This is a genomic window from Micromonospora sp. NPDC049060, assembly GCF_040649055.1.
GTDB classification, from domain to species: Bacteria; Actinomycetota; Actinomycetes; order Mycobacteriales; family Micromonosporaceae; genus Micromonospora; species Micromonospora reichwaldensis.
The window spans coordinates 1-25,918 of record NZ_JBEZEV010000092.1 but is presented as its reverse complement, the minus strand read 5'-3'; the positions used below and the strand labels follow the sequence as shown (position 1 = coordinate 25,918).

Sequence of the window (25,918 nt, the reverse complement as noted above, 5' to 3'; positions counted from 1 at the left end):
TCCGGTCGCGCCGACCCCGGTCGTCCCGGCCCCGGGCGCGCGGACCACGGGTGCGCCGGCCCCGGGCGCGCCCGTCCCGGGGCGTGCGGTCGCCGGTGCGCGGGCGGGGTCGGCGGTGACCCGGCCCTGCCGGTCGACAAGCAGTCCGGCCGCGTCGGCGCGGGCCACCGCGGCGGCGAGCCGGGCCTTGGCGGCGGCCAGCCGGCCGGCGAACTCGGCCAGCACCTGGTCTGCCTCGATCAGGGCGGGGGAGACGGCGGTCAGCTCGGTGCGCAGGGCCGCGAGCCGGGCGTCGGCGGCGACGCCGGCCCCGCCCGACCAGCCGGACCGCAGCACCGCCGCGCCGGCGGCCAGCTCGTCGGCCCGCCGCGCCACCGGGCCGGTCAGCCCCCGCCAGGCCACCCCGGCCGCCCGCCACGCGTCGGGATCGGCGGCCCACAGCTGCCGGTAGCCGACGTCCGCCGCGCGGTCGGCGGGGTGCGCCGGGCGCGTCGGCGGCGTAGGGCGTGCCGGGGACGCCGGGCGTGCCGGGGACGCCGGCGGGACCGGGCGCGCCGCGTGCCCGGCCGGGGCCGACCGACCCGGCGCCGGGGGTGCCGGCGCGTTCACCGGGGCAGCGCGGTGAGGCGGCCGGCCGCCCGGTCGTCCGCCGCCTCGTACGCCTCGGCGGCGGAGCGGACCGCCCCGGCCGTGTGGGCCACCCGGGCGCCGAGCCCGCCGAACCAGGCGTGCACGGCCGACTCCAGCCCGGCCGACGCCGCCCCGGTCGACCACTCCGGGGCCGGCACCACCAGCCCGGACGCCCCGGCCAGCCCGTGCGCCAGCCGGTACGCGTCGTCGTCGAGCCCGCGCGCGGCCCGGCGCAGCGCGTCCGGTCGTACGGTCAACGGCTGCTCGGTCATCCTCGGCCCCCCGCCTCGCGAAAACATCGACGACCGCGACGCTAGGCGTCGTCCACACCCCCGCGCGTGGCCTGTGGACGACGGCCCGCCCGCGTACGGCGGCGTCGTCCACAGGCGTTGCCGCGCGCGGTGCCGAGGGCTAATCTGCGGCCGCCCGCGCCGGTAGGGTGAGCGGGTGATCGTCGCTGTCGGCATCGACGTCGTCCTCGTCGAGCGGTTCGCCAAGGCCCTGGCACGGACACCGCTGCTCGCCGACCGGCTCTTCACGGAGGCCGAGCGGTGCACCCGCTCCGGCAACCCGCGCTCGCCCGAGTCGCTGGCCGCCCGCTTCGCGGCCAAGGAGGCGGTCGCCAAGGCGCTCGGCGCCCCGGCCGGCCTGAGCTGGCACGACTGCGAGGTCGTGCCGGACCCGGACGGCCGGCCCTGGCTGACCGTCTCCGGCACGGTCGCGGCGGCGGCCACCGAGCGCGGGGTCAACCGCTGGCATCTCTCGTTGTCGCACGACGGCGGGATCGCCTCGGCGATGGTGGTCGCGGAGCGGTGATCGGGGGCGTGCCGGGTCGCGGCGCGCCGGGAGTCGGACGGGACGGGGTGGCATGAGATCGGTCTGGCGGGTCGCGGACGTACGCGCTGCGGAGGCGGGCCTGATGGCCACGCTGCCGCCCGGGACGCTGATGAAGCGCGCGGCGGCCGGGCTGGCCCGCCGCTGCGCGCTGCTGCTGGCCGACCGGGGCGGCGTCTACGCCGCGCGGGTGCTGCTGCTGGTCGGCTCCGGCGACAACGGCGGCGACACGCTCCTCGCGGGCGCGCACCTGGCCCGGCGGGGTGCCGCCGTGTCGGCGCTGCTGCTGGCCCCCGGCCGGGCGCACGCGGAAGGGCTGGCCGCGCTGCGGGCGGCGGGCGGGCGGGTCGTCGACCGGCCGCCGGGGACCGTCGACCTGGTGCTGGACGGCATCGTGGGGATCGGCGGTCGCGGCGGGCTGCGGGACACCGCCGACCAGCTCGCCGCCAGCCTCGTGCGGCACCGGGGGCGCGACGGCGCACCGGCCGCCGTGGTCGCCGTGGACGTGCCCAGCGGGGTCGCGGTCGACACCGGGGGAGTGCCGTTGACCGCGTCGGGCCGCCCCAGCGCGGTGCGGGCCGACGTGACAGTGGCGTTCGGCGCGCTGAAGCCCGCCCTGGTGGTGGGCCCGGCCGCCGCGCTCGCCGGTGAGGTGGAGCTGGTCGACATCGGGCTGGAGCCGTGGCTGCGGGGCAGCCCGGCGTTGGGCGTGACCGAGTGGTCGGACGTCGTCGACTGGTGGCCCCGGCTCGGCCCGGCCTCGGAGAAGTACAGCCGGGGCGTGGTGGGCGTCGCGACCGGCTCAGCGACCTACCCTGGCGCGGCCGTGCTCTCCGTCGCGGGGGCGCTGGCCGGCCCGACCGGCCTGGTCCGCTACGCCGGCTCGGCCCGGGCCGACGTGCTGCGCCGGCACCCGTCGGTGATCGCGACCGGTCGGGTCGCCGACGCCGGGCGGGTGCAGGCGTGGGTCTGCGGGTCCGGCCTGGGCACCGGCGAGGAGGCCGCCGGGGAGCTGCGGGCGGTGCTCGCCGCCCCGGTGCCGGTGGTGCTCGACGCCGACGCGTTGACGCTGCTGGTCGACGGCTCGCTCGCCGGCCGGCTGCGCACGCGGGACGCCCCGATCGTGGTCACCCCGCACGACCGCGAGTTCAGCCGGCTCTGCGGGGAGGAACCGGGCGCCGACCGGGTGGCCGCCACCCTGCGGCTGGCCGCCTGGATGAACGCGGTGGTGCTGCTCAAGGGCGACCGCACGGTGATCGGCACGCCGGACGGCCGGGCGTACGTCAACCCGACCGGCACCCCGGCGCTGGCCACCGGCGGCACCGGCGACGTGCTGGCCGGGCTGCTCGGCTCGCTGCTCGCGGCCGGGCTGCCCCCGGAGCGGGCGGCGGCCGCCGCCGCGTACCTGCACGGGCTGGCCGGCCGGGAGGCGGCCCGGGGCGGACCGGTGACGGCGCCCGACGTGGCCGACGCCCTCCGCCCGGTCCTCGCCCGCCTCGGCTGACTGGCCGTACCGGCGGCACCGGCCGCGCTGGCGGTGGCTCCTGTGCCGGCGGTACCGGCTGCGCCGGCCTCGGCCGGGGGGATCGGGTTGGAAAGTAGGCTGGGGGCATGTGGCAGGCCGAGGTACGCGTGGACCTGGACGCGATCCGCGAGAACGTGAGCCGGCTGAGGTCCGGCACCGCCGCCGAGCTGATGGCGGTGGTGAAGGCCGACGGCTACGGCCACGGCATGGTCCCGGCCGCCCGCGCCGCCCTCGACGCCGGGGCCGACTGGCTGGGGGTCTGCACGCTCGACGAGGCGCTGACGCTGCGCCGGGCCGGGATCACCGTGCCGGTGCTGGCCTGGCTCCTCGCGCCCGGGCTGCCGCTGCACGAGGGCGTCGCCGCCGGGGTCGACCTCGGCGTCGCCAGCCTGCCCCAGCTCGACGAGATGGTCGCGGCGGGCCGCGCCGCCGGTCGGCCGGCCCGGCTGCACCTCAAGATCGACACCGGGTTGGCCCGGGGCGGCGCGACCGTCGCCGACTGGCCGGCCCTGCTCGACGCCGCCGCCAAGGCGCAGGCCGACGGCCTGGTCGAGGTGGTCGGGGTGTGGAGCCACTTCGTGTACGCGGACTCGCCCGGCCACCCGACCATCGACCGTCAGATCGCCGTCTTCCACGAGGGGCTGGGCATGGCCGAGCAGGCCGGCCTGCGGCCGCGCTACCGGCACCTGGCCAACTCGGCCGCGACGCTGACCCGGCCCGACACCCACTTCGACCTGGTCCGCCCCGGGCTCGCCGTCTACGGCCTCTCCCCGGTGGCCGGCGAGCGCTACGGGCTGCGCCCGGCCATGACCGCCCGCGCCCGGGTGATGCTCGCCAAGCGCGTCCCCGCCGGCTCCGGCGTCTCGTACGGGCACACCTACACCACCGAGCGGGCGGCGAACCTCGCGGTGGTGCCGCTCGGCTACGCCGACGGGGTGCCCCGGCACGCCTCCAACAGCGGCCCGGTGCAGCTCGGCGGCAAGCGCCGGACGATCTCGGGCCGGGTCTGCATGGACCAGTTCGTGCTCGACTGTGGCGACGACCCGGTGGCCGCCGGCGACGAGGTCACCCTCTTCGGCAGCGGCGCCGACGGCGGGCCCACCGCCGACGACTGGGCCGAGGCGGTCGGCACCATCAACTACGAGATCGTCACGCGGTTCGGCAGCACCCGGGTGCCCCGCGTCTACGACGGCGAGCGCCCGTGACGACCCGTTCCCGCATCCCGCTGCCGCGTACCGGGCACGCCAAGGCGGCAATCGGCGCGTTGGCCGCCGTCGGGGTCGCCGCCGCCGGGCTCGCGGCCGGCGTCGCCACCGAACGCGCCCTGGTCCGCAAGCTCAAGGCCGACCCCACCGACCGGTACGCCGGGGAGGTCTTCGGCGAGCAGCGGTACGACGACTCCTTTCGGCTGGAGATGCCCGACGGCACCGACATCCACGTCGAGGTGGTGGAGCCGACCCGGCCCGTGCCCGGCAACCCGACCGTGGTGCTGGTGCACGGCTTCTGCCTCGACATGGGCACCTTCCACTTCCAGCGCAAGCTGCTCGCCGAGCGGGGCGAGCACCGGATCGTCGCCTACGACCAGCCAGGGCACGGCCGGTCGGGGCGGCTGGAGACCGGCGAGTACGACCTGACCGCGCTCGGCCGGACGCTGCGCGAGGTGATCGACCGGGCCGCGCCGGAGGGGCCGCTCGTGCTGGTCGGCCACTCGATGGGCGGAATGACCATCATGGCGTTCGCCGAGCTGTTTCCGGAGCTGTTCGGCGACCGGGTCGTGGGCACCGTGCTGATGGCCACCTCGGGCGGCCTGCTCGCCGAGACCAAGCTGGTCGCGCCCGCCCTGCTCGGCCGGGTCGGCGCGCCGGTGCTGCACCTGGTCGGCAACGTCACCCGCTACGGCGGCCCGGTGATCGACCGGGCGCGCAGGTCCACCACCAACGTGGCCTGGCTGCTCACCCGCAAATACGGCTTCGGCACCCGCCAGCCCAGCCCGGCCCTGGTGTCGTACGTCGAGACGATGAACTCCCGCACCTCCGCCGACACGGTGACGCGCTACCTGCGGACGCTGGCCACGCACTCCCGGTTCCCGGCGCTCGCCGCGCTGGCGGACACCCCCGTGCTGGTGGTCGTCGGCGACAAGGACATGATCACCCCCGTGACGCACTCCGAGGAGATCGTCCGGCGACTGCCGCACGCCGAGTTCGTCAAGATCTCCGACAGCGGGCACGTGGTGATGCTGGAGCACGCCGACGAGGTCAACGAGGCGCTGGTCCGGTTCCTGGAGGCGTTGTGAGCCACGTCGTGAAGCTGCCGACCGTCGACGACACCCACGAGTTCGGGCGGCGGCTGGCCGGGCTGCTGCGCGCCGGCGACCTGCTGCTGCTGACCGGGCCGCTCGGCGCCGGCAAGACCGCGCTGACCCGGGGCCTCGGGGCCGGGCTCGGGGTGCTCGGGGACGTCACCTCGCCCACCTTCGTGATCGCCCGGGTGCACCGACCCGACCCGGCCCGGGGCGGCACGGTGGCGCTGGTGCACGCCGACGCGTACCGGCTGGGGGACGCCGCCGACCCGCGCGCCGAGATCGACGACCTCGACCTGGACGCCTCGGTGGACGAGTCGGTGACCGTGGTCGAGTGGGGCGAGGGCCTGGTCGAGCAGCTCGTCGACGCCCACCTGCGGGTACGCCTCGACCGGCGCGACGACGACACCCGGGTGGTCGAGCTGGAGCCGGTCGGCGGCGACTGGGCGCAGCGCCTGACCGCCCTCGGGTGAGCGCTGTCGTACCGGCTGCCTAGAGTGCGCGGGACGGACCCGACAGGCGAAAGGTTGCCGATGCCCGACGACGCCCCCACCCTGGACCTGCTGGCGCTGCTGCCGGAGGACTGGCGTGCCGTGCTCACCCCGCACCTCGACCCGGCCCGCACCGCCGCGCTGGCCGAGTTCGTCGCGGGCGAGTACGCGGCCCGCACCGTCTTCCCGCCGGTCGAGGACCTCTTCTCGGCCTACCGGCTCTGCGCGCCGGCCGACTGCCGGGTGCTGATCCTCGGGCAGGATCCCTACCACAAGGCGGGGCAGGCCCACGGGCTCAGCTTCAGCGTGCGGGAGGGCGTGAGCGTGCCGCCGTCGCTGCGCAACGTCTTCAAGGAGCTGGGCGAGGACCTCGGCGTGCCGAAGCCGCGCGGCGGCAACCTGAGCGGCTGGGCGGCACAGGGCGTGCTGCTGCTCAACGCCGTGCTCACCGTCCGCGAGGCGACGCCCGGCTCGCACGCCAACCGCGGCTGGGAGGAGTTCACCGACGCCACCATCCGGGCGCTCGACGCGATGGACTCGCGGGTGGTCTTCCTGCTCTGGGGCGGCTACGCGCGCAAGAAGGCGGCCCTGGTGACCAACCCGCGGCACGTGGTGCTGGAGGCCGGGCACCCCAGCCCGATGAACCCGCGCGGCTTCCTGGGCAGCCGCCCGTTCAGCGCGGCCAACAAGGCGCTCGCCGACGCCGGCCTGCCCACGGTCGACTGGGAGCGCTCCGCCGGCTGACAGCTGCGCACTTTCGCGGTCACCGCGCGGTGACCGTCCGTTGTAGCCTGTGCTGCGAGCGGTCGGTCGGCGCGTACGCCGTGGCGGTGCCGACCTCGCCGAGCAGCGACGCGAGCCGGGAGGCGGCGATGGCGGCGACGGTCAGCGAACAGCGGTGGCGGGTGGCGCGGACGGCGCTGGCGGAGCAGACCGACCGCTTCCTCGACCTGGTCCGCGCCACCCCACCCGGGGCCATGGCCACCGCCCACTGGTCGGTGGCCGACACGCTGGCCCACGTGGGCTCCCTGGCGTGGTACTACGCGTGCCTCGTGGACCCGGACCATCCGCCCCTGCCGGTGCCGGGTCTGCACCGGCAGCTCCCGGACGTCACCGTCGACACGGTGGCGGACTTCAACGACGTGCTGCTGCGGCACCTCACCGAGCGCGAGCCGCAGGCCCTGGCCGACCGGTTGCGGGCCGACGTCGGGCGGCTCCTGGCCGTCTGCGAGGGCCAGCGCCCCGACGAGACGGTGCCCTGGCTCGGCGGCGCCCGGGTGCCCCTCGCCGGCCTCTGCGCGCACCTGGTCAACGAGCTGCTCATCCACGGTCACGACGTCGCCCGCGTCGCCGGGCGGCCGTGGTCGCTCCCCGGCCGGGACGCCGCGCTGTTCATGGAGCTGTTCGTGGCCGGCGTGGTCCGGCACGGCTACGGGCGGCTCATCGACGGCGGCGCGCCGCCGAGCGAACGCCCCGTCGTGGTCGAGTTCCGCTCGGCGTACGCGGCCCCGGTCCGGCTCCTGCTGCACCGGGGGCGGATGACGTTCGCCGATCCCGGAGCACGGGCCGACGCCCGGATCGACCACGATCCCGGCACGCTCAACCTGATGATGTTCGGCCGGGTCAGCCGCGCCCGGGCGGTGCTCACCGGCAAGGTGCGCGTCAGCGGGCGGCGCCCCTGGCTGCTGCCGGCCTTCCTGCGCAAGTTCCGCACCCCGAGTTGAACCCCGCCCGCCCGTCCCGCCCGCCGGCCCTGCCGTCAGCCGCTCCCCGGTCCCATCGCCCGCGCCACCGTCAGCCGCTCGCCGGCCCGCCCGCGCCACCGGCCTCGCCGCTCGTCCCACCTGGCCGGGGCGTGACCGGGGGTGACCACGGGGGCGACTAGGCTGGCTCACCGTGCTCGTACTGGTGGTGGACAGCTCGACCCCCGCGGTGACCGCGGCGCTGGTGGAGGTCGCGGCGGACGGTGTCGCGACCCGCGCGTACCGCTGCACGGTCGACGCCCGCGCCCACGGTGAACTGCTCGCGCCGCAGGTCGACGCCGTGCTCACCGAGGCGGGTGCCCGCCCGGCCGACCTGGGCGCGATCGTCGCCGGCCTCGGCCCCGGCCCGTTCACCGGGCTGCGGGTGGGGCTGGTCACCGCCGCCACCATCGGCCAGGTGCTGGGCGTCCCGACGTACGGTGTCTGCTCGCTGGACGCCATCGGTCACCCGGCGGCCGCCGGCGAGCCGGTGCTGGCGGCGAGCGACGCGCGCCGCCGGGAGATCTACTGGGCGGTCTACGACGGCGCGGGCCAGCGGATCGTCGGCCCGGAGGTGTCCGTGCCGGCGGTCGCCGCCGAGCGCGCCCGCGGCCTGGCCGTCACGGCCGCGGTCGGCGACGGCGCGCACCGGTACGCGGACGTGCTCGGCCTGCCCGTGCGGGACGAGCCCCGCTACCCGGACGCGGGCGTGCTGGCGACCCTGGCCGCCGAGCGCATCCGGGCCGGCGCCCCCTCGGAGGCGCTCACCCCGCTCTACCTGCGCCGCCCGGACGCCGTGGCGGCGACCGCCCGCAAGCCGGTGCTGCCGTGAGCGCGAGGAGTGAGCCGGTCTTGCGAGCCCCGCAGTCGCGAGCCGAGGTGCTGCCGTGAGCGCGAGGAGTGAGCCGGTCTTGCGAGCCCCGCAGTCGCGAGCCGAGGTGCTGCCGTGACGGTGCGGCTGGAGCGGTTCCGGTGGTGGCACGTCGACGAGGTGCTGCCGATCGAGGCGGACCTGTTCGGCGCCGAGCAGTGGTCGGCGGCGATGTTCTGGAACGAGCTGGCCAACGGGCACTTCTACCTGGTCGCCACCGGCGACGACGGCGACCTGCTCGGCTACGCCGGGCTCGCCGTGGCCCCGCCCGACGAGGCGTGGGTGCAGAACGTCGCGGTGCGCCGGGACGCCCAGCGGCGCGGCGTCGGGCGGATCCTGCTGGAGGCGCTGCTCGCCGAGGCCGCCCGGCTCGGCCTCCGCAGCGTCCTGCTGGAGGTCGCGGCGGACAACGCCCCCGCCCAGAAGCTCTACGCGACGTACGGCTTCGAGCCGATCGGCGTGCGGCGCGGCTACTACCAACCGAGCAACACCGACGCGCTGGTCATGCAGCGCACGCAGGATGTGAGCGATGACTGACGAACCCCTGATCCTCGGCATCGAGACCTCCTGCGACGAGACCGGGGTCGGCATCGTGCGCGGGCACACCCTGCTGGCCGACGCGCTCGCCTCCAGCGTCGAGCAGCACGCCCGCTTCGGCGGCGTGGTGCCCGAGGTGGCCAGCCGGGCCCACCTGGAGGCCATCGTGCCGACCATGGACCGGGCGTTGAAGGAGGCGGGGGTGACCCTCGCCGACATCGACGCGATCGCGGTCACCTCCGGGCCGGGGCTGGCCGGCGCGCTGCTGGTGGGGGTGGCCGCCGCGAAGGGCTACGCGCTCGCCGCCGAGAAGCCGGTCTACGGCGTCAACCACCTGGCCGCGCACGTCGCCGTGGACACCCTGGAACACGGCCCGCTGCCCGAGCCGGCGATCGCCCTGCTGGTCTCCGGCGGGCACTCCTCCCTGCTGCTCGTCGACGACCTGGCCCGGGGCGTCACCCCGCTCGGCGCCACCATCGACGACGCGGCCGGCGAGGCGTTCGACAAGGTGGCCCGGCTGCTCGGGCTGCCGTTCCCCGGCGGCCCGTACATCGACCGGGAGGCCCGGGCCGGCGATCCGGCCGCCATCGGCTTCCCGCGCGGCCTCACCGCCCCCAAGGACCTCGCCGCCCACCGCTACGACTTCTCCTTCTCGGGGCTCAAGACGGCGGTGGCCCGGTGGGTCGAGGCGCGGCAGCGTGCCGGCGAGCCGGTGCCCGTCGCCGACGTGGCCGCGTCCTTCCAGGAGGCGGTCTGCGACGTGCTGGTACGCAAGGCGCTGGACGCCTGCCGGACCACCGGCGTCGAGACGCTGGTGATCGGCGGGGGCGTGGCGGCCAACTCCCGGCTGCGCGCGATGGCCGAGGACCGCGCCGCCGCGTACGGCATCCGGGTCCGGGTGCCCCGCCCCGGGCTCTGCACGGACAACGGCGCGATGGTCGCCGCCCTCGGCTCGCACCTGGTCGCCTCGGGTGTCGCGCCGAGCCGGCTGGACCTGCCCGCCGACTCCGCCATGCCGCTGACGACAGTCAGCGTCTGAACCCCGAGGATGGCTGACGTGATCGTGCGGATGTGGGAGGCGCGGGCGGAGCCGTACGGCGCCGCGGACCTGATCACCTGGGTGTGCGACACCGCCCTGCCGGAGTTCGAGCACGACCCGATGCACCTGTCCAGCGAGGTGTTCTCCTCCACCGACCACCGGGTCGTGGTCATCTCCAAGTGGCGCAGCAACCCGCGTCCGCTGCCGGAGCCGCCGGCGACGCTGCTGGCCCGCCCGCCGCACTCCTGGGACTTCACGCAGGTCGACCGCTGAGGCCGGGCCGGCCGGCCGACGGCGGAGGACACGTGAGCCGCGGCACGCCGAGGCGGTAATTGGTTGGCGGGGTGACCGGCCCGCCACCTAGCGTCGGTGGGCCATGCGTTTCTCACCGGCCGGTGACCCCGGCGTACCCGACATCCGCTCGGCGACCCGCTACCTCGTGTGGCTGGCCGGGCGGCACAAGGCGCTGCTCACCGTCGGCATCCTGCTGGGCGTCGTCTGGATGGTCGCCCAGGCGCTGGTGCCGGCGGCCGTCGGCCGGGCCGTCGACGGGCTCACCCGCCGCGACGAGGAGGCGCTGCTCACCTGGGGGCTGGTGCTGCTCGGGCTGGGCGTGTTCCAGGCCGCCGCGGGGATCCTGCGGCACTACTGCGCGGTGCACAACTTCCTCGCCGGGGCGTACCGGACGGTGCAGTTGACCGTGGGCGCGGCGAACCGGCTCGGCGCCGCGCTGCCCCGCCGGGTCTCCGCCGGCGAGGTGGTGAGCATCGGTACGGCCGACATCAGCCAGATCGGTGCGGCCATCGACATCACCGCCCGGGGCACCGGCGCGATCGTGGCGATCGCGACCGTCGGGGTGATCCTGCTCGGCGCCTCCGTGCCGCTCGGGCTGGTCGTGGTGCTCGGCGTGCCGCTGCTGATGGCGGTCGTCGGGCTGCTCATCCGGCCGCTGCACCGGCAGCAGCAGGCGTACCGGGACTCGGAGGGGGCGCTGACCGCCCGGGCCGGCGACATCGTCTCCGGGCTGCGGGTGCTGCGCGGCGTCGGCGGCGAGCCGGTGCTCTCCGCCCGCTACCGGTCGCGGTCGCAGGCGCTGCGCGCCGACGGCCTGCGGGTGGCCCGCATCGAGTCGCTGCTGGAGGCGGCCCAGGTGCTGCTCCCGGGGGCGTTCCTCGTGCTGGTCACCTGGCTGGGCGCCCGGTTCGCGCTGCGCGGCGAGATCAGCGCCGGTGAGCTGGTGGCGTTCTACGGCTACACGGCGTTCCTGGTCAGCCCGCTGCGCCAGCTCACCGAGGCGGTGGACAAGCTGACCCGGGGGCACGTCGCCGCCCGGCGGGTGGTGCGGCTGCTGCGGCTCACCCCGGAACTGCTCGACCCGGCCCGCCCGGCCGCCCTGCCGGAGGGCCCCGGCGAGCTGGTCGACGTGGCCTCCGGCGTGACGGTACGGCCGGGCCGGTTCACCGCGCTCGCCGCCACCGCCCCCGAGGACGCGGCGGCGGTCGTGGACCGCCTCGGCCGGTACGTCGACTCGGACGCGACGCTGCACGGCGTACCGCTGCGGGAGGTGGCGCTGGCGACGGTGCGGGAGCGGATCCTGGTGGCCGACAACGACGCGCACCTGTTCACCGGCCCGCTCCGCGCGGAGCTGGACCCGCACGACCGGGTCGACGACGCGACGGTCGCGGCGGCGTTGACGGCGGCGAGCGCGACCGACATCGTCGAGGCCCTGCCGGCGGGGCTGGACAGCGCGGTCGCCGAGCGCGGCCGGGAGTTCTCCGGCGGCCAGCAGCAGCGGCTGCGGCTGGCCCGGGCGCTGGTCGCCGACCCGGAGATCCTGCTGCTGGTGGAGCCGACCAGCGCCGTGGACGCGCACACCGAGGCCCGCATCGCGGACCGGCTCGGCGCCGCCCGGGCGGGCCGGACCACCCTGGTCTGCACCACCAGCCCGCTCGTGCTGCACCGCGCCGACCACGTGATCTTCGTGGAGGACGGCAAGGTGGTGGCCGAGGGGACGCACACCGCACTGCTCGACGGCGAGCCGCGCTACCGGGCGACGGTCAGCCGGGGGGAGGACTGATGGCCACCGCACTGCCGGTCGCCGACGGGCGCCAGGTGCGCCGCTACGCCCGCACGCTGGCCCGCCGGCATCCGAGGGCGCTCGGGGCCGCGCTCGGCCTGCACGCGCTGGCCGCCGCTGCCGGCCTGGTCGCGCCGTGGCTGCTCGGCGACCTGGTGGAGGGGATCTCCCGGGGCACGTCCGGCGTCACCGTGGACCGGATCGCCCTGCTGATCGCCGGGTTCGTGCTGGTGCAGTCGGTGCTGGTCCGCTTCGCGCACCTGGCGTCGGCCCGGCTCGGCGAGCGGGTGCTGGCCGAGCTGCGCGAGGAGTTCGTCGACCGGATCCTGGCGCTGCCGCTGGCCACCGTGGAGCGGGCCGGCACGGGCGACCTGCTCACCCGGACGTCCCGGGACGTCTCCGCGCTGTCGCGGACGGTCCGGTTCGCGGTGCCGGAGACGCTGATCGCGATCGTCACCGGCTGCTTCATCGTCGGCGCGCTGCTCCTGGTCGATCCGCTCTTCGCGCTGCCCTGCCTGCTCGCGGTGCCGCTGCTGTGGGCCGGCACCCGCTGGTACCTGCGCCGCGCCCCCGCCGGCTACCTGCGGGAGAACGCCGCCTACTCCGACATCACCGACGGCATCAGCGAGACCGTCGAGGGTTCGCGGACCACGGAGGCGCTGCGGCAGCAGGCGCGCCGCCGGGCCCGCACCGACGCCGACATCCACCGGTCGTACGCGGCCGAGCGCTACACCCTGCGGCTGCGCACGGTGTTCTTCCCGATCGCCGAGATCGGCTACGTGCTGCCGGTGGTGGCCACGTTGATCATAGGCGGTTGGTTCCACCTGAAGGGCTGGGTGAGCCTCGGCGAGGTCACCGCCGCCACGCTCTACGTGCAGGCGTTGATCGACCCGGTCGACCGGCTGCTCTCCTGGCTGGACGAGTTGCAGGTCGGCGGCGCCTCCATGGCGCGCCTGCTCGGGGTGGCCGACGCCGACCCGCCGGCCGGCTCCGCGACCCGGCCCGCCGCGGGTCCTGCGGGCCCGCCCGATCCTCCGCCACCGGGGGAGCGGCGGCTCGCCGCCCGGGACGTCCGGTACGCGTACCGGGAGGGCCGGGACGTGCTGCACGGGGTGACCCTGCTGCCGGAGCCGGGGGAGAAGCTGGCCATGGTGGGCCCCTCGGGCGCCGGCAAGTCCACGCTCGGCCGGCTGCTCGCCGGGGTGCACGCGCCCCGTACCGGCTCGGTCACGGTGGCCGGCCGGCGACTCGACGAGCTGCCCCTGTCCGAGCTGCGTACGCACGTCGCCCTGGTCACCCAGGAGCACCACGTCTTCATCGGCACGCTGCGGGAGAACGTGGCGATGGTGCGGCCGGGCGCCGACGAGGCGGCCGTGCGGTCGGCGCTGGCCGCCGTCGACGCGGTGGAGTGGGCCGACGGGCTGCCGGACGGGCTGGACACCGTGGTCGGTGCCGGCGGGCACCCGCTGTCGCCCGCGCAGGCGCAGCAGCTCGCGCTGGCGAGGCTGGTGCTGGCCGACCCGCACACCCTGGTGCTGGACGAGGCCACCTCGCTGATCGACCCCCGCGCCGCCCGGCACCTGGAGCGGTCCCTCGCGGCCGTCCTCCAGGGCCGTACGGTCGTGGCCATCGCGCACCGCCTCTTCTCGGCGCACGACGCCGACCGGGTGGCGGTGGTGGAGGACGGCCGGATCGCCGAGATCGGCTCGCACGACGAACTGGTCGCAGCCGACGGCTCCTACGCGGCCCTCTGGCGCTCCTGGCACGGCACCGGCTCCTGACGCGCCGCGCGGCGCGCCGTGTCCGGAGCCGTCGCCGTCGATGCCGGCGGGCGGTGCCTGTTTCCCTGTTCGAGGGTGCCGCGCCGGACCGCCGTACCACGATGGTGGAGCGGCAGGCGACCGGCGCGTACCCGTCACCGTGCCGTCGGCGGTGACGGGGGTGCGGCGTGGGCGGTCTCGAACTGATCGTGGTGCTGGGCGTCACGGTGCTGGTCGGCACGACCCTCGGCGGACGGTACAGCGTGGCGCCCCCGGTCCTGCTCATCGCGATGGGCGCGCTGCTCGCGCTCCTGCCGCCGCTGTCCCACGTGGTGCTGGAGCCCGACGTGGTGCTGCTGCTGTTCCTGCCGGCGATCCTCTACAAGGAGAGCATCACCACCAGCCTGCGCGAGATCCGCAAGAACCTGCTCGCGATCGCGTTGCTCGCGGTGGGGCTGGTGGTGGCGACGATGGTGGCGGTGTCGCTCGTCGTGCAGCGGTTCGGCGTGGACCCGGCCGCCGCCTGGGTGCTCGGCGCGGTGCTCGCGCCGACCGACGCGGCGGCGGTCGCAGGCCTGGCCAAACGGATGCCGCGCCGGATCCTGACCACCCTGCACGCGGAGAGCCTGATCAACGACGGCACCGCGCTGGTGCTCTTCTCCGTCGGGTTGGGCCTGATCGTGGGCGGCACCGAGCCGGGGCTGCTCGGGCTGACCGAGCGGTTCGTCCTCGCGTCGACCGGTGGCGTGGTTGCCGGCCTGCTGGTCGGCTGGGCGGTGATCCTGCTCCGGCGTCGGCTCGACGATCCGCTGCGCGAGGGCGCGCTGAGCGTCCTAACACCGTTCGTCGCGTTCCTCCTTGCCGAGCTCGTGCACGCCAGTGGCGTCCTGGCGGTGGTGGTCGCGGGTCTCGTGCTGGCGTACGCCGCCCCCCGGGTCATCCGGGCCCGCTCCCGGGTGCTGGCGTACGGCTTCTGGGACCTCGCCACGTTCCTGATCAACGGCGGGCTCTTCGTGCTCCTGGGGATGCAGATCCCGCGCGCCCTGCGCGACGTGACCAGCCTGTCGGCGATGCGGGCGATGGCCATCGCGGTGGTGGTGACAGGCGTGGTCGTGCTGACCCGGATGGTGTGGGTCCACCTGGCGGCGTTCGCCTTCCTGGTCGTCGACCGCCGGGCGGCGGAGCAGGACGAGCGGGTCGACTGGCGGGTGCGGACGGCGGCCGGGTGGGCGGGGTTCCGGGGCGCGGTTTCTCTCGCGGCCGCCCTCGCGGTGCCGGTGACCACGCCCACCGGCACACGTGTGCACGAGCGTGATCTGATCATCTTCGCCACCGCCGTGGTCATCCTGCTGACGATGCTGATCCAGGGCACCACGCTGCCCGCCGTCGTCGGGTGGGCGGGCCTGGTCGGCGACACCCGGCGGGTCGGCGAGCTGCGGCTGGCCCGGGTGCGGGCCACCGAGGCAGCGCTGGCGGTGCTGCCCGAGGTCGCGGACCGGCTCGGCGCGGCGCCGGACGCGGTCGACCGGATCCGGGCGGACTACGAGCAGCACCTCGACGACATCCGCTCCACCGACGAGGAGAGCCGGTCGGCGGAGCAGGCCCGGGACCTCGACCGGCGGCTGCGGCTGGCCGTGCTCGAACACAAACGGCGCGAGATCACCAGGCTGCGGGACACGAACGAGATCGACGACATCGTCCTGCGGGAGCTGCAGGCCGTCCTCGACATCGAGGAAATCCGCCTGCTGGGCCCGGAGGTCAACGAGTAGCCGTGCCCGGCCGTCGCACCGGGCGTGCGGGCCTGCCGGGTGCGCGAGTCGGGCGGGCGTGCCGGGTGTGTGGGTCGTGCGGGCCTGCGGGCCGCACCGGCGTGCCGGCACGCGGCCGACTGCTGCGCGGACCCTGCCGCTGATAACTCATCGTGACGATGCTCGTGAGGGGCCGAAAATGTCACGCACGGTAGTCGAATCTGTCTGGCTTCCAAGCGCAAGCGGCCACGATTCAGCGCTTAGTCCGCTGACCAGCGATTTCTTCTCTCGATCACCGAGCCGGCCGATAGTGCTCACGCGCCCTTTGCTCTGCAGCCGCGGATGCACCAGCCACCGTCCGTAGCTGGTGCGTGGATGGCTGCAGAGCAAAGGGTGCGAGGCGAGTGCCCCGTGGCGACGGTGTGACACCCATTGCGATTACCGAAAGTAACGTCGGTGGCCGGGCCGCGAACAGACGGCAGCAGCAGGGCCGCGACAGCCAGGCAGCCACACCGCCCAGCCGCCACACCGCCGAGGTGCCAGGCTGCCACACCGCCAGGCCTCCGCACGCCAGCCGCCAAGGCGCCAGAATCCCCTGCGGTTCGACGGCCTCCCGGCCGTGGCCGCCGGAGGACGCCGTGGTCAGGTGCGGCGCAGGATGCGGTACGTGGCGACGCCTCCCGTGCCGAGCGCGGCGAGGAAGACCAGCCAGACCACCGTGCTGCTGACTCCCATCGGCGGGCCGGAGTTGGCGGAGGCGGCGGCGAGCAGGCCGTCGTCGCCGGGGGCGGGCAGGGCGGCCGGCGGCAGTTCCGGCCAGCGCACCAGCCCGGTGCTCTCCAGCATCTGCATGTGGTGCAGGACGAACCGGTTGGCGTCGTCGGCGAGCTTGCGGATCACCGGATCGCGGGTGCTGGCGCGGACCGCCCCGATGACCGGGAAGATCTTGCCGTGGGCGACCCGGAGCCGGGTGACGAAGATCTGGTCGAAGCGGGCGCCGGAGGCGTTCTGCATCTCCGTCAGCCAGCCCTTCTGCTCGGCCGTCGGGTCGCTCGGGATGCTCGCCCCGAGCTTGTTGGCCGCCTCGACCGTGAGGCGGTCCAGCTCCTCGTGCTCGGTGGCGATGCCGGCGCCGATCTCGCGTACCTTCGCGCTCTGCCCCTTGTCGGCGGCCAGCTGCCCGGCTGGCATCTCCCAGAGCCCGGCCAGCCGTACCCCGTTGAGCAGGGCGGCGTCGGCCGCGTTGAGCTGTTGACCGCCCGGTGCGGCGACGGCCACGCCGGGCAGCACCCCGAGCCCGGCGGCGATCGTGACGAGCAGCGCCGCCAGGCGACTGCTGCGGTGTCCCTGTCGGCGTCGGGCGGCTCTGAGCGGTGTCATGTCCGTGGTGTCTCCTCGGTCCGGTCCGAAACGAGTCCGGGCCGGGCGACGCCTCCGCCTTCGCCCGTCCGCGCACTGGTACGGAAGGACCGACCGATCGGTTCACCGGACCGGCCCGCCGGCGCCGGCACCTGTCCACCATTCGCCGGCACGGCACGGGCGGGGCCGGTCAGCCGACGTCGAGGGGGTCCGCCAGCAGGCGTTCGAAGGCCAGTTCAGCGGCGCCGATCAGCGCCGCGTCGTCCCCGAGCTTCGGGGTGCGCAGCCGGACGTGCTCCAGGCAGGCGGGCAGGGCCATCGAGTTGAGCCGGCTGCGGACCTGGGCCGCCGCCGCGAGGTAGAGGTCCCGCATGCCGCCGCCGAAGATGACCATCTCCGGGTTGAAGATGTTCACCAGGTTGGCCACCCCGAAGCCGAGCCAGTCGCCGGCCTGGCGTACCGCCGTCTGCGCCCGCAGGTCGCCCCGGTCGGCGGCGTCGAAGACGGCCAGCAGCGCGTCGCGGCCCCGCGCGTCGGAGTGGCCGGCCGCGCGCAGCAGCGCGTGCTCGCCGATCTCGGTCTCCCAGCAGCCCCGGGAGCCGCACTCGCAGGGCGCGCCGTCCCGGACGACCACCATGTGGCCGACCTCGCCGCCGTAGCCGCCGTGCCCGGTCAGCCGGCGCCCCCCGGCGATGATGCCGGCGCCGACGCCCACGTCCCCGTACAGGTAGATGACGTTGTCGCAGCCGGCCGCCGCGCCCCGGGCGTGCTCGGCGAAGGCCGCCACGTCGGCCACGTTGCCGACCGTGACCGGCACGTCGCAGCCCAGCTCGGCGCCGAGCGCCGCGCCGATCGGCTCGTCCACCCAACCGGTGGTCGGGCCCAGCCGGACCAGCCCGTCGTCGCGGCGGACCATGCCGCAGACCGCGACGCCCGCGCCGACGCAGACGGCGTCCGTCGGCGCGCTCTGCTGCATCTCCTTGACCGCCCCGGCCAGCAGCGGGGCGGCCTCCGCGGCGGTCAGGCCCCGGGGGCGGTCCAGCTCCCGGCGGTCGAGCACCGCGCCGCCGAGACCGATCCGCGCGGCGCGCAGCCGGTCCACCTCGATGCTGTACGCGTACGCGTGCACCCGGTCCGACTCGGGCCGGACGACCAGCGACGGTCGCCCGGCCCGGCCGGTCTCCTTCGGCGTCCCCTCGCTGACCAGCCCGGCGCCGGCCAGGTCGGCGGTCAGCGCGCCGATGGTGCTGCGGTTGAGCCCCAGCGTGGTGGTGAGCTCGGCACGGGTGGTGGCCCCGTGCACGTGCACGTACCGCAGCAACGCGCCCAGGTTCTGCCGGCGGATCTCGTCCTGGCTCGGTCCTGCGCGCATCGCCGTCGTCACTTCCGGTGCCGCGCGGTCAGCGGTTGCCGGTGGCGGTGGAACGCCGGCGGGAGAACGCGTCCACGCTCGCGGCGAGCAGCAGCACCACGCCGGTGACCACGTACTTCACCCCCGAGCTGTATCCCATCAGGCCCATCCCGTTGTCGATGACCGCGACGACCGCGCCACCGAGGACGGCGTCCAGCACCCGGCCCTTGCCGCCGAAGAGGCTGGTGCCTCCGATGACGGCCGCGCCGACCGCGTAGAGCAGTACGTTACTGCCACCCGTGTTGGGGTCCACCGAGTTGGCCCGGCTGGCGGCGACGATGCCGCCGATGGCCGCCATCGAGGAGCAGATCACGAAGACCGAGATGCGGATGCGGTCCACGTTGATGCCCGCCCGGCGGGCCGCCTCCTTGTTGCCGCCCACCGCGTAGACGTGCCGGCCGTAGCTGGTGCGCTGGAGCACGAAGGTCCAGAAGACCAGCAGCACGGCGATGATCGGCACCACGATCGGCACGCCCTTGAGCGAGCTGATCACGATGTTGCGGCTGCGCTCGAGGTTGAGGATGAAGACCGCCGCGCCGAGGATGAGCGCCAACCCGCCGATCCGGGCGAACACCACCGCGATCGGGTCGGTCACCAGGCCCCGGGCCGCCCGCGTACGGTGCCGGAGCAGTTGCACGGCCGCGTAGCCGGCGACCGCCACGGCGGCCAGCACCCAGCCGAGTACGGGGGAGAGGTTGCGGTTGGCGATGGCGACAAGCACGTCGTCGCGGACCGAGATGTTGGTGCCCTCCTCCATGAGCATCAGCACGATGCCCTGGAAGGCGAGGAACCCGGCGAGGGTCACCACGAACGACGGGATGCCGATCTTCGCCACCAGGAAGCCGAGGGTGGTGCCGATCGCCACGCCGGTGACGATGGCGGCGAGCACGGCCACGTACCACGGGTAGCCGAGGACGGTGACGACGTTGGCGAGGATGGCGGCGCAGACCCCGCTGGCGAAGCCGGCGGAGAGGTCGATCTCGCCGAGCAGCAGGACGAAGACCAGCCCCATCGCGATCAGCGTGACCGCGGCGCCCTGGGTGAACAGGTTGGCGAAGTTGCCGGCGGTGAGGAACGACGGCCGCATGATCGAGAAGACCGTGCAGAGCACGACCAGTCCGAGTACGGCGGGCAGCGCACCGATGTCGCCGCCCCGTACCCGGCTGACGTAGTTGCGGACGTGGCTGCCGAGGGTGGGCGGCGGTGTGACGGCCCCCGGGCCGTCCTTCTGCACGACGGTGGTGGTCATCGGACGCCTCCTGCGTTGCTCTCGGTCGGCTCCGCGCCGTGCCCGTTGCCGCCGTTGGCCGGCTCGGCGAGCCCGAGCCCGCCGGAGCGGCCGGCGGTGATCAGCTCGACGACCTGTGAGTGGGTGATGTCGGTGGTCTTCACCTGGGCGACCATCTGACCGAGGTAGAGCGCGGCGATCCGGTCGGAGACGGCGAAGACGTCGTTCATGTTGTGCGAGATGAGCACCACGGCGAGGCCGTTGTCGGCGAGCCGCCGGACCAGTTCGAGCACCTGGGCGGTCTGCGCGACGCCGAGCGCGGCGGTCGGCTCGTCGAGGATGACGAGCTTGCTGTTCCAGAGCACGGCCTTGGCGATCGCGACGGTCTGGCGCTGGCCACCGGAGAGGCTGGAGACGTGCTGGCGCAGCGACTTCACGGTCCGCACGCTCAACCCGGCGAGGGTGTCGGCGGCCATCTGCTCCATGGTCGGCTCGTCGAGCACGATGCCGCTGCGCTTCTCCCGGCCGAGGAACATGTTCTGCACGATGTCGAGGTTGTCGCAGAGCGCGAGGTCCTGGTAGACGACCTCGATGCCGAGCGCGGCGGCGTCGCGGGGGCTGTTGATGCTCACCGGCCGGCCGTCGAAGCGGAACTCGCCGGCGTCGGTGGGGTGGATGCCGCTGATGCACTTGACGAGGGTCGACTTGCCGGCGCCGTTGTCGCCGACCAGCGCGGTCACCTCGCCCGCGTGGGCGGTGAAGGCGACGTCGCGCAGGACCTGGACGGGACCGAAGCTCTTGTCGATCCCGCGTAGTTCCAGCAGGGGGGTTGCGGACACGGGGGGTCTCCTTCAGGTGGAGGGGAGGTCTCGGATCCCGTCCGGCGCGAACCGCCGCCCGGCACAGGGTCCGTGCCGGGCGGCGTGCGCGTGGAATCGGGTACGGGTCAGCTGATGCCGGCGTCGGCGCAGAGCTTGGCGTACGCCCCGGCGCAGACCTCGTCCTTGGTGACGAAGCCGTCGGCGATGACGTCCTTGACGTTCTCCTTGAAGATCAGCTTCGGGGTCAGCAGGACCGACGGGACGTCCCGGCCGCCCTCCGGGTCCTTGACCGTCTGGCCGGTCTCCTTCTTCTCACCCTTGGCGACCGCGATGGCCAGGTCCGAGGCGGCCTTCGCCTCCTCCCGGATCGCCTTGTAGACGGTCATGCACTGGTCGCCGGAGAGGATGTTCTGCAGGCCCTGCGGGGTGGCGTCCTGGCCGGTCACCGGGACCTTGCCGTTGAGCTTGTTCTTCTTCAGCACCGAGATGGCCGCGTTGCCGAGGCCGTCGTTGGCGGCGAGCACGCCGTCGATCTTGCCGCCGGTCTGGGTCAGCATCTGCTCGAAGATGGTGGCCGCCTGGGCGTTGTCCCACTCCGGAACGTTCTGGTCCGGGCCCTTGGTGTACTCCTTCGAGTCGAACTTCGGCTTGAGCACCGAGTCGTACCCGTTCTTGAACAGGGTGGCGTTGTTGTCGGTCGGCGAGCCGTTGAGGTACGCCACCACCGGGTTCTTGGCGCCCTTGTCGGTCAGGCACTTGCTCAGGCCCTCGCCCTGGAGCTTGCCGACGACCTCGTTGTCGAAGCTGACGTAGTAGGTGGCCGAGCCGCCCAGCGTGAGCCGGTCGTAGTCGATGGTCGCCACGCCCTGGGACTTCGCCTTGTCGAGCACGGCCTTGCCGGTGCCGGAGTCCAGGTTGACGATCATCAGGGCGGTGACGCCGTTGGTGATCATCTGATCGGCGATGGTCTGGAACGCCGTCTTGTCGCCCTGGGCGTTCTGGATGTCGTAGTCGACGCCGGCGGCCTTGAACGCCTCCTCCAGGAACTTGCGGTCCGCGCCCTCCCAGCGGGCGGAGGACTTGCTGTCCGGCAGGATCACGCCGATCTTCGGCTTCTTCTCGGTGGAGCCGCCGGCATCGGAACCGGAGTCGTCGCCGCAGGCGGTCAGGCCGCCGGCGGCCAGCAGGCCCACGGCAGCGAAGGTGAGGAAGCCCTTGCGCATCAGCAGGGTCCTTTCGGGGGTGGGGGATGATGTTGGTTTGTTGTGTCCGGCAACGTATTCCGGTTCGCGTCGTGGGCACAAGAGCGCCGAGGTGGCGAGTTTGTTGTCGGCAGTAACAATTCAGCAACGTCCCTGACACCCGGCCGTCGCCCACCGGGGAGCGCTCTCCCGCAGACGACGGGAGCGGCGCAGCTCAGCGGGCCGACAGCGGGGCCGTGACCGCCCCGGTGAGGGCGACGAGGTCCTGCGGGGCGAGCTGGAGCTGAAGCCCGCGCCGGCCCGCCGAGACGTAGACGGTGGGATGGTCGAGCGCCGACGAGTCGAGCACCGTGGGCAGCCGGCGGCGCTGGCCGAGCGGGCTGATCCCGCCGCGCACGTAGCCGGTGGCCCGTTCGGCGACCGCCCGGTCGGCCATGGCGGCCCGCTTGCCGCCGACCGCCGCGGCGAGCGCCTTGAGGTCCAGCTCGCCGGTGACCGGCACGACCGCCACCGTCAGCGCGCCGTCGACCTCGGCGACCAGCGACTTGAAGACCCGCTCCGGCGGCACCCCCAGGGCCGCCGCGACGAGCGCGCCGTAGTGGGGCGCGTCCGGGGAGACGTCGTACGGATGGGTGCTGTGGGCGATCTTCCGCTTCGTCAGCAGCGCGGTCGCCGGAGTGCCCTGTCCCGCCATGACGGTCAAGCTAACCCGACCCCGTACGACCCGCGAGTCGAAAAGGCCGGACGCTGCCGGCGCGGGTACGGGCCCGCCGCCCGGCCGCCTCCGCGCGCTACCCGACCGGCCGGCAGACCAGCACCGTCGGCGCCCCGGCGACCCGGGTCAGCACCAGGCTGGCCGCCTGGTCCCCGGTCAGCCGCAGGTCCCGGCGCAGCTTCTCCGGCTCCAGGGCGGACCCGCGCTTGAGGATCTCCACCCGGCCGACCCGGCGCTCCCGCAGCAGCGCCCGCAGCCGCTTGAGCGAGAACGGCAGCACGTCGGTGACCTCCAGGCAGCGGGCGAACGGCGTCGGCGTCGGCGCGTCCGCGTAGAGGTAGGCGATGCTCGGGTCGGCCAGCGTCGCGCCCAGCGTCTCGGCCAGCTCCGCGACCAGGTGCGCGCGGACCACCGCCGGGTCGGGGTCGTACAGGAAGCGGCGCGCCGGGCCGACCGGTGCTTCGGCGTCCCCGGAGCCCGTCACCTGACGGCAGGGGACCCTTCCGCTACCGGAAGCGTCGACAGGGGACCCTTCCTTGCCGCGCAGCAGGGTGGCGCGGCGGGGGACCTGCGCCAGTTCGCCGCACCACAGGGCCGCCTCGACCAGGTCGCCGTCGACGCTCACCCACTCCGCCTCGGCGCCCGCCGGGACCAGCGCGTGGTCGATGCCGGGCGCCACCTTCACGACGGTGTGCGGCACCCGCTCCGCCAGCCCGACGACGAAGTCCCAGGGCGGCGAGTAGGCGTTCGGGTCGAAGATCCGCCGCCCGGTGCCCGCCTTCCGGCGCGCCGGGTCGCAGAACACCCCGTCGACCCGGTCCACGTCGAACGCCGTGGCGTCACCGCACTCCACCGTGAACAGCTCGGCCAGCCCGGCCGCCTCGGCGTTCGCGGCGGCCATCGCGGCGGTCAGCGGGTCGGCCTCCACGCCGTACACCCGGATGCCGGCGCGGGCGGCGGCGAGCGCGTCCGCGCCGAGGCCGCAGCCGAGGTCGGCGAGGACGCGCACCCCGGCGGCCCGTAGCCGCTCGGCCCGCCGTGCCGCGACGACGCCCCGCGTGGCCTGCTCCAGCCCGGCCCGGGTGAGGAACATCCCCGTTGCCGCCGGCCCGAACTTGCCGACCGCCCGGCGGCGCAGCTCGGCCTGGGTGAGGGCGGCCGACGCCAGGTCGGCCGGCAGCCCCGTCGAGCGGAGCGCGGCCGCCGCGGTCAGCGGATCGCCGCCGGCCACCCGCGCGGCGGCGGCGAGGGCGGCCGACCCCTCGGGCGTACGCAGGGCGGCGAACTGGTCGAGATCCACCCGGTCATTGTGGTCGGCGGACCCGACGCGCCGGCCGGCGGGTTGGCACTCTCCTTGACGGAGTGCTAGCCGAGGAATAACCTGCGATTAGCACTCTCACCCCGAGGGTGCCAGCTTCCGGGCCCCATGGTCCGGGCGCTGAACGCCAGGCGGACCGGCACCCGCGACGACGGCCCCGCCCGGTGGCATGTGGCAGATTGACGCTGGTCGGCATGCCGGCCGGTAACGAAACCAAGTACCCGGGAGGGTATGCCCGTGACTACCGCGACCAAGGTTGCGATCAAGCCGCTCGAGGACCGCATCGTGGTCCAGGCGAACGAGGCCGAGACCACCACCGCCTCCGGCATCGTGATCCCCGACACCGCCAAGGAGAAGCCGCAGGAGGGCACCGTCCTCGCTGTCGGCCCGGGCCGGATCGACGACAAGGGCAACCGCGTGCCGGTCGACGTGAAGGTCGGCGACACCGTCCTCTACTCGAAGTACGGCGGCACCGAGGTCAAGTACGCCGGCGAGGAGTACCTGGTGCTCTCCGCCCGCGACGTCCTCGCGGTCATCGAGAAGTAAGCAACCGATCAGTGTCGTCGCCCCGGTCCGGCTCGCCGGGCCGGGGCGACGTCGCTTCGAAGGGACATTCATGGCGAAGATCCTGAGCTTCTCGGACGACGCCCGGCACCTGCTCGAGCACGGTGTCAACGCCCTCGCGGACGCGGTCAAGGTCACCCTCGGCCCGCGCGGGCGCAACGTCGTCCTGGACAAGAAGTTCGGTGTGCCCACGATCACCAACGACGGCGTGACCATCGCCAAGGAGATCGAGCTCACCAACCCCTACGAGAACCTCGGTGCGCAGCTGGTCAAGGAGGTGGCGACCAAGACCAACGACGTCGCCGGCGACGGGACCACCACCGCCACCGTGCTGGCCCAGGCGATGGTCCGCGAGGGCCTGCGCAACGTCACGGCCGGCGCCAACCCGGCCGGCCTCAAGCGGGGCATCGACGCGGCGGCCGCCAAGGTCTCCGAGGCGCTGCTCGGCCGCGCCGTCGAGGTCGCCGACAAGAAGTCGATCGCGCACGTCGCGACGATCTCCGCGCAGGACGCCACGATCGGCGAGCTGATCGCCGAGGCGATGGAGCGGGTCGGCCGCGACGGTGTCATCACCGTCGAGGAGGGCTCCGCCCTGCACACCGAGCTGGACGTGACCGAGGGTCTCCAGTTCGACAAGGGCTTCATCTCGCCCAACTTCGTCACCGACATGGAGTCGCAGGAGTCGGTCCTGGAGGACCCGTACATCCTGATCACGACCCAGAAGATCTCGGCGATCGAGGAGCTGCTGCCGCTGCTGGAGAAGGTCCTCCAGAACAGCAAGCCGCTGCTGATCATCGCCGAGGACGTCGACGGCCAGGCGCTGTCGACGCTGGTGGTCAACTCGATCCGCAAGACCCTCAAGGTCTGCGCGGTCAAGGCCCCCGGCTTCGGTGACCGGCGCAAGGCGATGCTCCAGGACATGGCGATCCTCACCGGCGCCGAGCTGGTCGCGCCCGAGCTGGGCTACAAGCTCGACCAGGTGGGCCTGGAGGTGCTCGGCACCGCCCGGCGCGTGGTGGTCGACAAGGAGAACACCACGGTCGTCGACGGCGGCGGCAAGTCGAGCGAGGTCGCCGACCGGGTCGCGCAGATCCGCAAGGAGATCGAGGCCTCGGACTCCGACTGGGACCGGGAGAAGCTCGCCGAGCGGCTGGCCAAGCTGTCCGGCGGCATCGCGGTCATCAAGGTCGGCGCCGCGACCGAGGTCGAGATGAAGGAGCGCAAGCACCGCATCGAGGACGCGATCGCGGCGACCAAGGCCGCGGTCGAGGAGGGCACCGTCCCCGGCGGCGGCGCCGCCCTGGTGCAGATCCTGCCGGCGCTCGACGACGACCTCGGCTTCACCGGGGACGAGAAGGTCGGCGTCTCGATCGTGCGCAAGTCGCTGGTCGAGCCGCTGCGCTGGATCGCCCAGAACGCCGGCCACGACGGCTACGTCGTGGTGCAGAAGGTCGCCGGCAAGGAGTGGGGCCACGGCCTCGACGCTGCCACCGGCGAGTACGTCGACCTGGCGAAGTCCGGCATCGTCGACCCGGTGAAGGTGACCCGCAACGCGGTCACCAACGCGGCGTCGATCGCCGGCCTGCTGCTCACCACGGAGAGCCTCGTGGTGGAGAAGCCGGAGAAGGCCGAGCCGGCCGCCGCCGGTGGGCACGGCCACAGCCACGGCCACGGCCACCAGCACGGCCCGGGCTTCTGACCCTCGCCGTACGCCCAGTCGGGGCGCACCGTCCGTGTGACGGTGCGC

General features: G+C 74.5%; 24 protein-coding genes and 1 pseudogene. 16 read left to right on the top strand and 9 right to left on the bottom strand.

Going from position 1 to position 25,918, the window contains the following annotated elements:
• Positions 1-402, bottom strand: a pseudogene (locus tag AB0B83_RS25405) (hypothetical protein); the annotation flags it as partial.
• 203 nt (positions 403-605) lie between these two features.
• Positions 606-902 carry a type VII secretion target gene (locus AB0B83_RS25400; RefSeq protein ID WP_357580265.1) on the bottom strand — a complete coding sequence of 99 codons (297 nt, stop codon included), beginning with the start codon at positions 900-902 and terminating at the stop codon, positions 606-608.
• Between the two features lie 175 nt (positions 903-1,077).
• On the opposite strand from AB0B83_RS25400, the gene AB0B83_RS25395 reads away from it, so the two are divergent.
• The 14 genes from AB0B83_RS25395 (at position 1,078) to AB0B83_RS25330 (ending at position 15,574) form a co-directional block, all read left to right on the top strand.
• Complete coding sequence (locus AB0B83_RS25395) at positions 1,078-1,446, top strand: holo-ACP synthase (protein ID WP_132230942.1); 369 nt, start codon at positions 1,078-1,080, stop codon at positions 1,444-1,446.
• A gap of 52 nt (positions 1,447-1,498) precedes the next feature.
• Complete coding sequence (locus tag AB0B83_RS25390; protein WP_357580264.1) at positions 1,499-2,968, top strand: NAD(P)H-hydrate dehydratase; 1,470 nt, start codon at positions 1,499-1,501, stop codon at positions 2,966-2,968.
• A 107-nt stretch (positions 2,969-3,075) separates the two neighbouring features.
• Complete coding sequence (gene alr, locus AB0B83_RS25385) at positions 3,076-4,194, top strand: alanine racemase (protein ID WP_357580263.1); 1,119 nt, start codon at positions 3,076-3,078, stop codon at positions 4,192-4,194.
• A complete protein-coding gene (locus tag AB0B83_RS25380; protein WP_357580262.1) occupies positions 4,191-5,282 on the top strand; it encodes an alpha/beta hydrolase in 1,092 nt (363 codons plus the stop codon). Before alr ends, AB0B83_RS25380 begins: the two co-directional genes overlap by 4 nt.
• Positions 5,279-5,761: a tRNA (adenosine(37)-N6)-threonylcarbamoyltransferase complex ATPase subunit type 1 TsaE gene (gene tsaE / locus AB0B83_RS25375; RefSeq protein WP_357580261.1), complete on the top strand. Its 483-nt coding sequence runs from the start codon at positions 5,279-5,281 to the stop codon at positions 5,759-5,761. Before AB0B83_RS25380 ends, tsaE begins: the two co-directional genes overlap by 4 nt.
• 60 nt (positions 5,762-5,821) lie before the next feature.
• The gene (gene ung / locus AB0B83_RS25370) at positions 5,822-6,523 is read left to right on the top strand and encodes a uracil-DNA glycosylase (RefSeq protein ID WP_357580260.1); all 702 of its coding nucleotides are present in this window, start codon (positions 5,822-5,824) and stop codon (positions 6,521-6,523) included.
• A gap of 29 nt (positions 6,524-6,552) precedes the next feature.
• Positions 6,553-7,503 carry a maleylpyruvate isomerase family mycothiol-dependent enzyme gene (locus AB0B83_RS25365; protein ID WP_357580259.1) on the top strand — a complete coding sequence of 317 codons (951 nt, stop codon included), beginning with the start codon at positions 6,553-6,555 and terminating at the stop codon, positions 7,501-7,503.
• Positions 7,504-7,675: 172 nt separating this feature from the next.
• Complete coding sequence (gene tsaB, locus AB0B83_RS25360; protein WP_357580258.1) at positions 7,676-8,353, top strand: tRNA (adenosine(37)-N6)-threonylcarbamoyltransferase complex dimerization subunit type 1 TsaB; 678 nt, start codon at positions 7,676-7,678, stop codon at positions 8,351-8,353.
• Between the two features lie 120 nt (positions 8,354-8,473).
• Positions 8,474-8,929, top strand: coding sequence for a ribosomal protein S18-alanine N-acetyltransferase (rimI, locus tag AB0B83_RS25355; protein ID WP_357580266.1), 456 nt, complete (start codon positions 8,474-8,476; stop codon positions 8,927-8,929).
• On the top strand, positions 8,922-9,968 hold the full coding sequence (gene tsaD, locus AB0B83_RS25350) for a tRNA (adenosine(37)-N6)-threonylcarbamoyltransferase complex transferase subunit TsaD (RefSeq protein ID WP_357580257.1): 1,047 nt from the start codon (positions 8,922-8,924) through the stop codon (positions 9,966-9,968). Before rimI ends, tsaD begins: the two co-directional genes overlap by 8 nt.
• A gap of 18 nt (positions 9,969-9,986) precedes the next feature.
• Complete coding sequence (locus AB0B83_RS25345) at positions 9,987-10,241, top strand: hypothetical protein (RefSeq protein ID WP_091627865.1); 255 nt, start codon at positions 9,987-9,989, stop codon at positions 10,239-10,241.
• Between the two features lie 103 nt (positions 10,242-10,344).
• Positions 10,345-12,045: an ABC transporter ATP-binding protein gene (locus AB0B83_RS25340; protein WP_357580256.1), complete on the top strand. Its 1,701-nt coding sequence runs from the start codon at positions 10,345-10,347 to the stop codon at positions 12,043-12,045.
• The gene (locus AB0B83_RS25335) at positions 12,045-13,826 is read left to right on the top strand and encodes an ABC transporter ATP-binding protein (protein ID WP_357580255.1); all 1,782 of its coding nucleotides are present in this window, start codon (positions 12,045-12,047) and stop codon (positions 13,824-13,826) included. Before AB0B83_RS25340 ends, AB0B83_RS25335 begins: the two co-directional genes overlap by 1 nt.
• Positions 13,827-13,993: 167 nt before the next feature.
• A complete protein-coding gene (locus AB0B83_RS25330; RefSeq protein ID WP_357580254.1) occupies positions 13,994-15,574 on the top strand; it encodes a Na+/H+ antiporter in 1,581 nt (526 codons plus the stop codon).
• A gap of 621 nt (positions 15,575-16,195) precedes the next feature.
• Here AB0B83_RS25330 and AB0B83_RS25325 read toward each other — a convergent pair.
• From AB0B83_RS25325 to AB0B83_RS25295, 7 genes are all read right to left on the bottom strand, one after another.
• A complete protein-coding gene (locus AB0B83_RS25325) occupies positions 16,196-16,933 on the bottom strand; it encodes a DUF4142 domain-containing protein (RefSeq protein WP_357580253.1) in 738 nt (245 codons plus the stop codon).
• Between the two features lie 169 nt (positions 16,934-17,102).
• Complete coding sequence (locus AB0B83_RS25320; RefSeq protein WP_357580252.1) at positions 17,103-18,284, bottom strand: ROK family protein; 1,182 nt, start codon at positions 18,282-18,284, stop codon at positions 17,103-17,105.
• Between the two features lie 28 nt (positions 18,285-18,312).
• The gene (locus tag AB0B83_RS25315; protein WP_357580251.1) at positions 18,313-19,572 is read right to left on the bottom strand and encodes an ABC transporter permease; all 1,260 of its coding nucleotides are present in this window, start codon (positions 19,570-19,572) and stop codon (positions 18,313-18,315) included.
• Complete coding sequence (locus tag AB0B83_RS25310) at positions 19,569-20,390, bottom strand: ATP-binding cassette domain-containing protein (RefSeq protein ID WP_357580250.1); 822 nt, start codon at positions 20,388-20,390, stop codon at positions 19,569-19,571. The genes AB0B83_RS25315 and AB0B83_RS25310 overlap by 4 nt, the downstream gene beginning before the upstream one ends.
• 107 nt (positions 20,391-20,497) lie before the next feature.
• Positions 20,498-21,595: a sugar ABC transporter substrate-binding protein gene (locus AB0B83_RS25305; protein WP_357580249.1), complete on the bottom strand. Its 1,098-nt coding sequence runs from the start codon at positions 21,593-21,595 to the stop codon at positions 20,498-20,500.
• Between the two features lie 193 nt (positions 21,596-21,788).
• A complete protein-coding gene (gene ybaK, locus AB0B83_RS25300) occupies positions 21,789-22,268 on the bottom strand; it encodes a Cys-tRNA(Pro) deacylase (protein ID WP_357580248.1) in 480 nt (159 codons plus the stop codon).
• A gap of 97 nt (positions 22,269-22,365) precedes the next feature.
• Positions 22,366-23,589 carry a methyltransferase domain-containing protein gene (locus tag AB0B83_RS25295; protein WP_357580247.1) on the bottom strand — a complete coding sequence of 408 codons (1,224 nt, stop codon included), beginning with the start codon at positions 23,587-23,589 and terminating at the stop codon, positions 22,366-22,368.
• Between the two features lie 249 nt (positions 23,590-23,838).
• Between AB0B83_RS25295 and groES the strand changes: the two genes are divergently transcribed.
• Both groES and groL read left to right on the top strand, forming a co-directional pair.
• The gene (groES, locus tag AB0B83_RS25290; protein ID WP_088998427.1) at positions 23,839-24,153 is read left to right on the top strand and encodes a co-chaperone GroES; all 315 of its coding nucleotides are present in this window, start codon (positions 23,839-23,841) and stop codon (positions 24,151-24,153) included.
• A gap of 70 nt (positions 24,154-24,223) precedes the next feature.
• Positions 24,224-25,870, top strand: a complete 1,647-nt coding sequence (gene groL, locus AB0B83_RS25285) for a chaperonin GroEL (protein WP_151456655.1) — start codon at positions 24,224-24,226, stop codon at positions 25,868-25,870.
• Positions 25,871-25,918 lie beyond the last annotated feature (48 nt).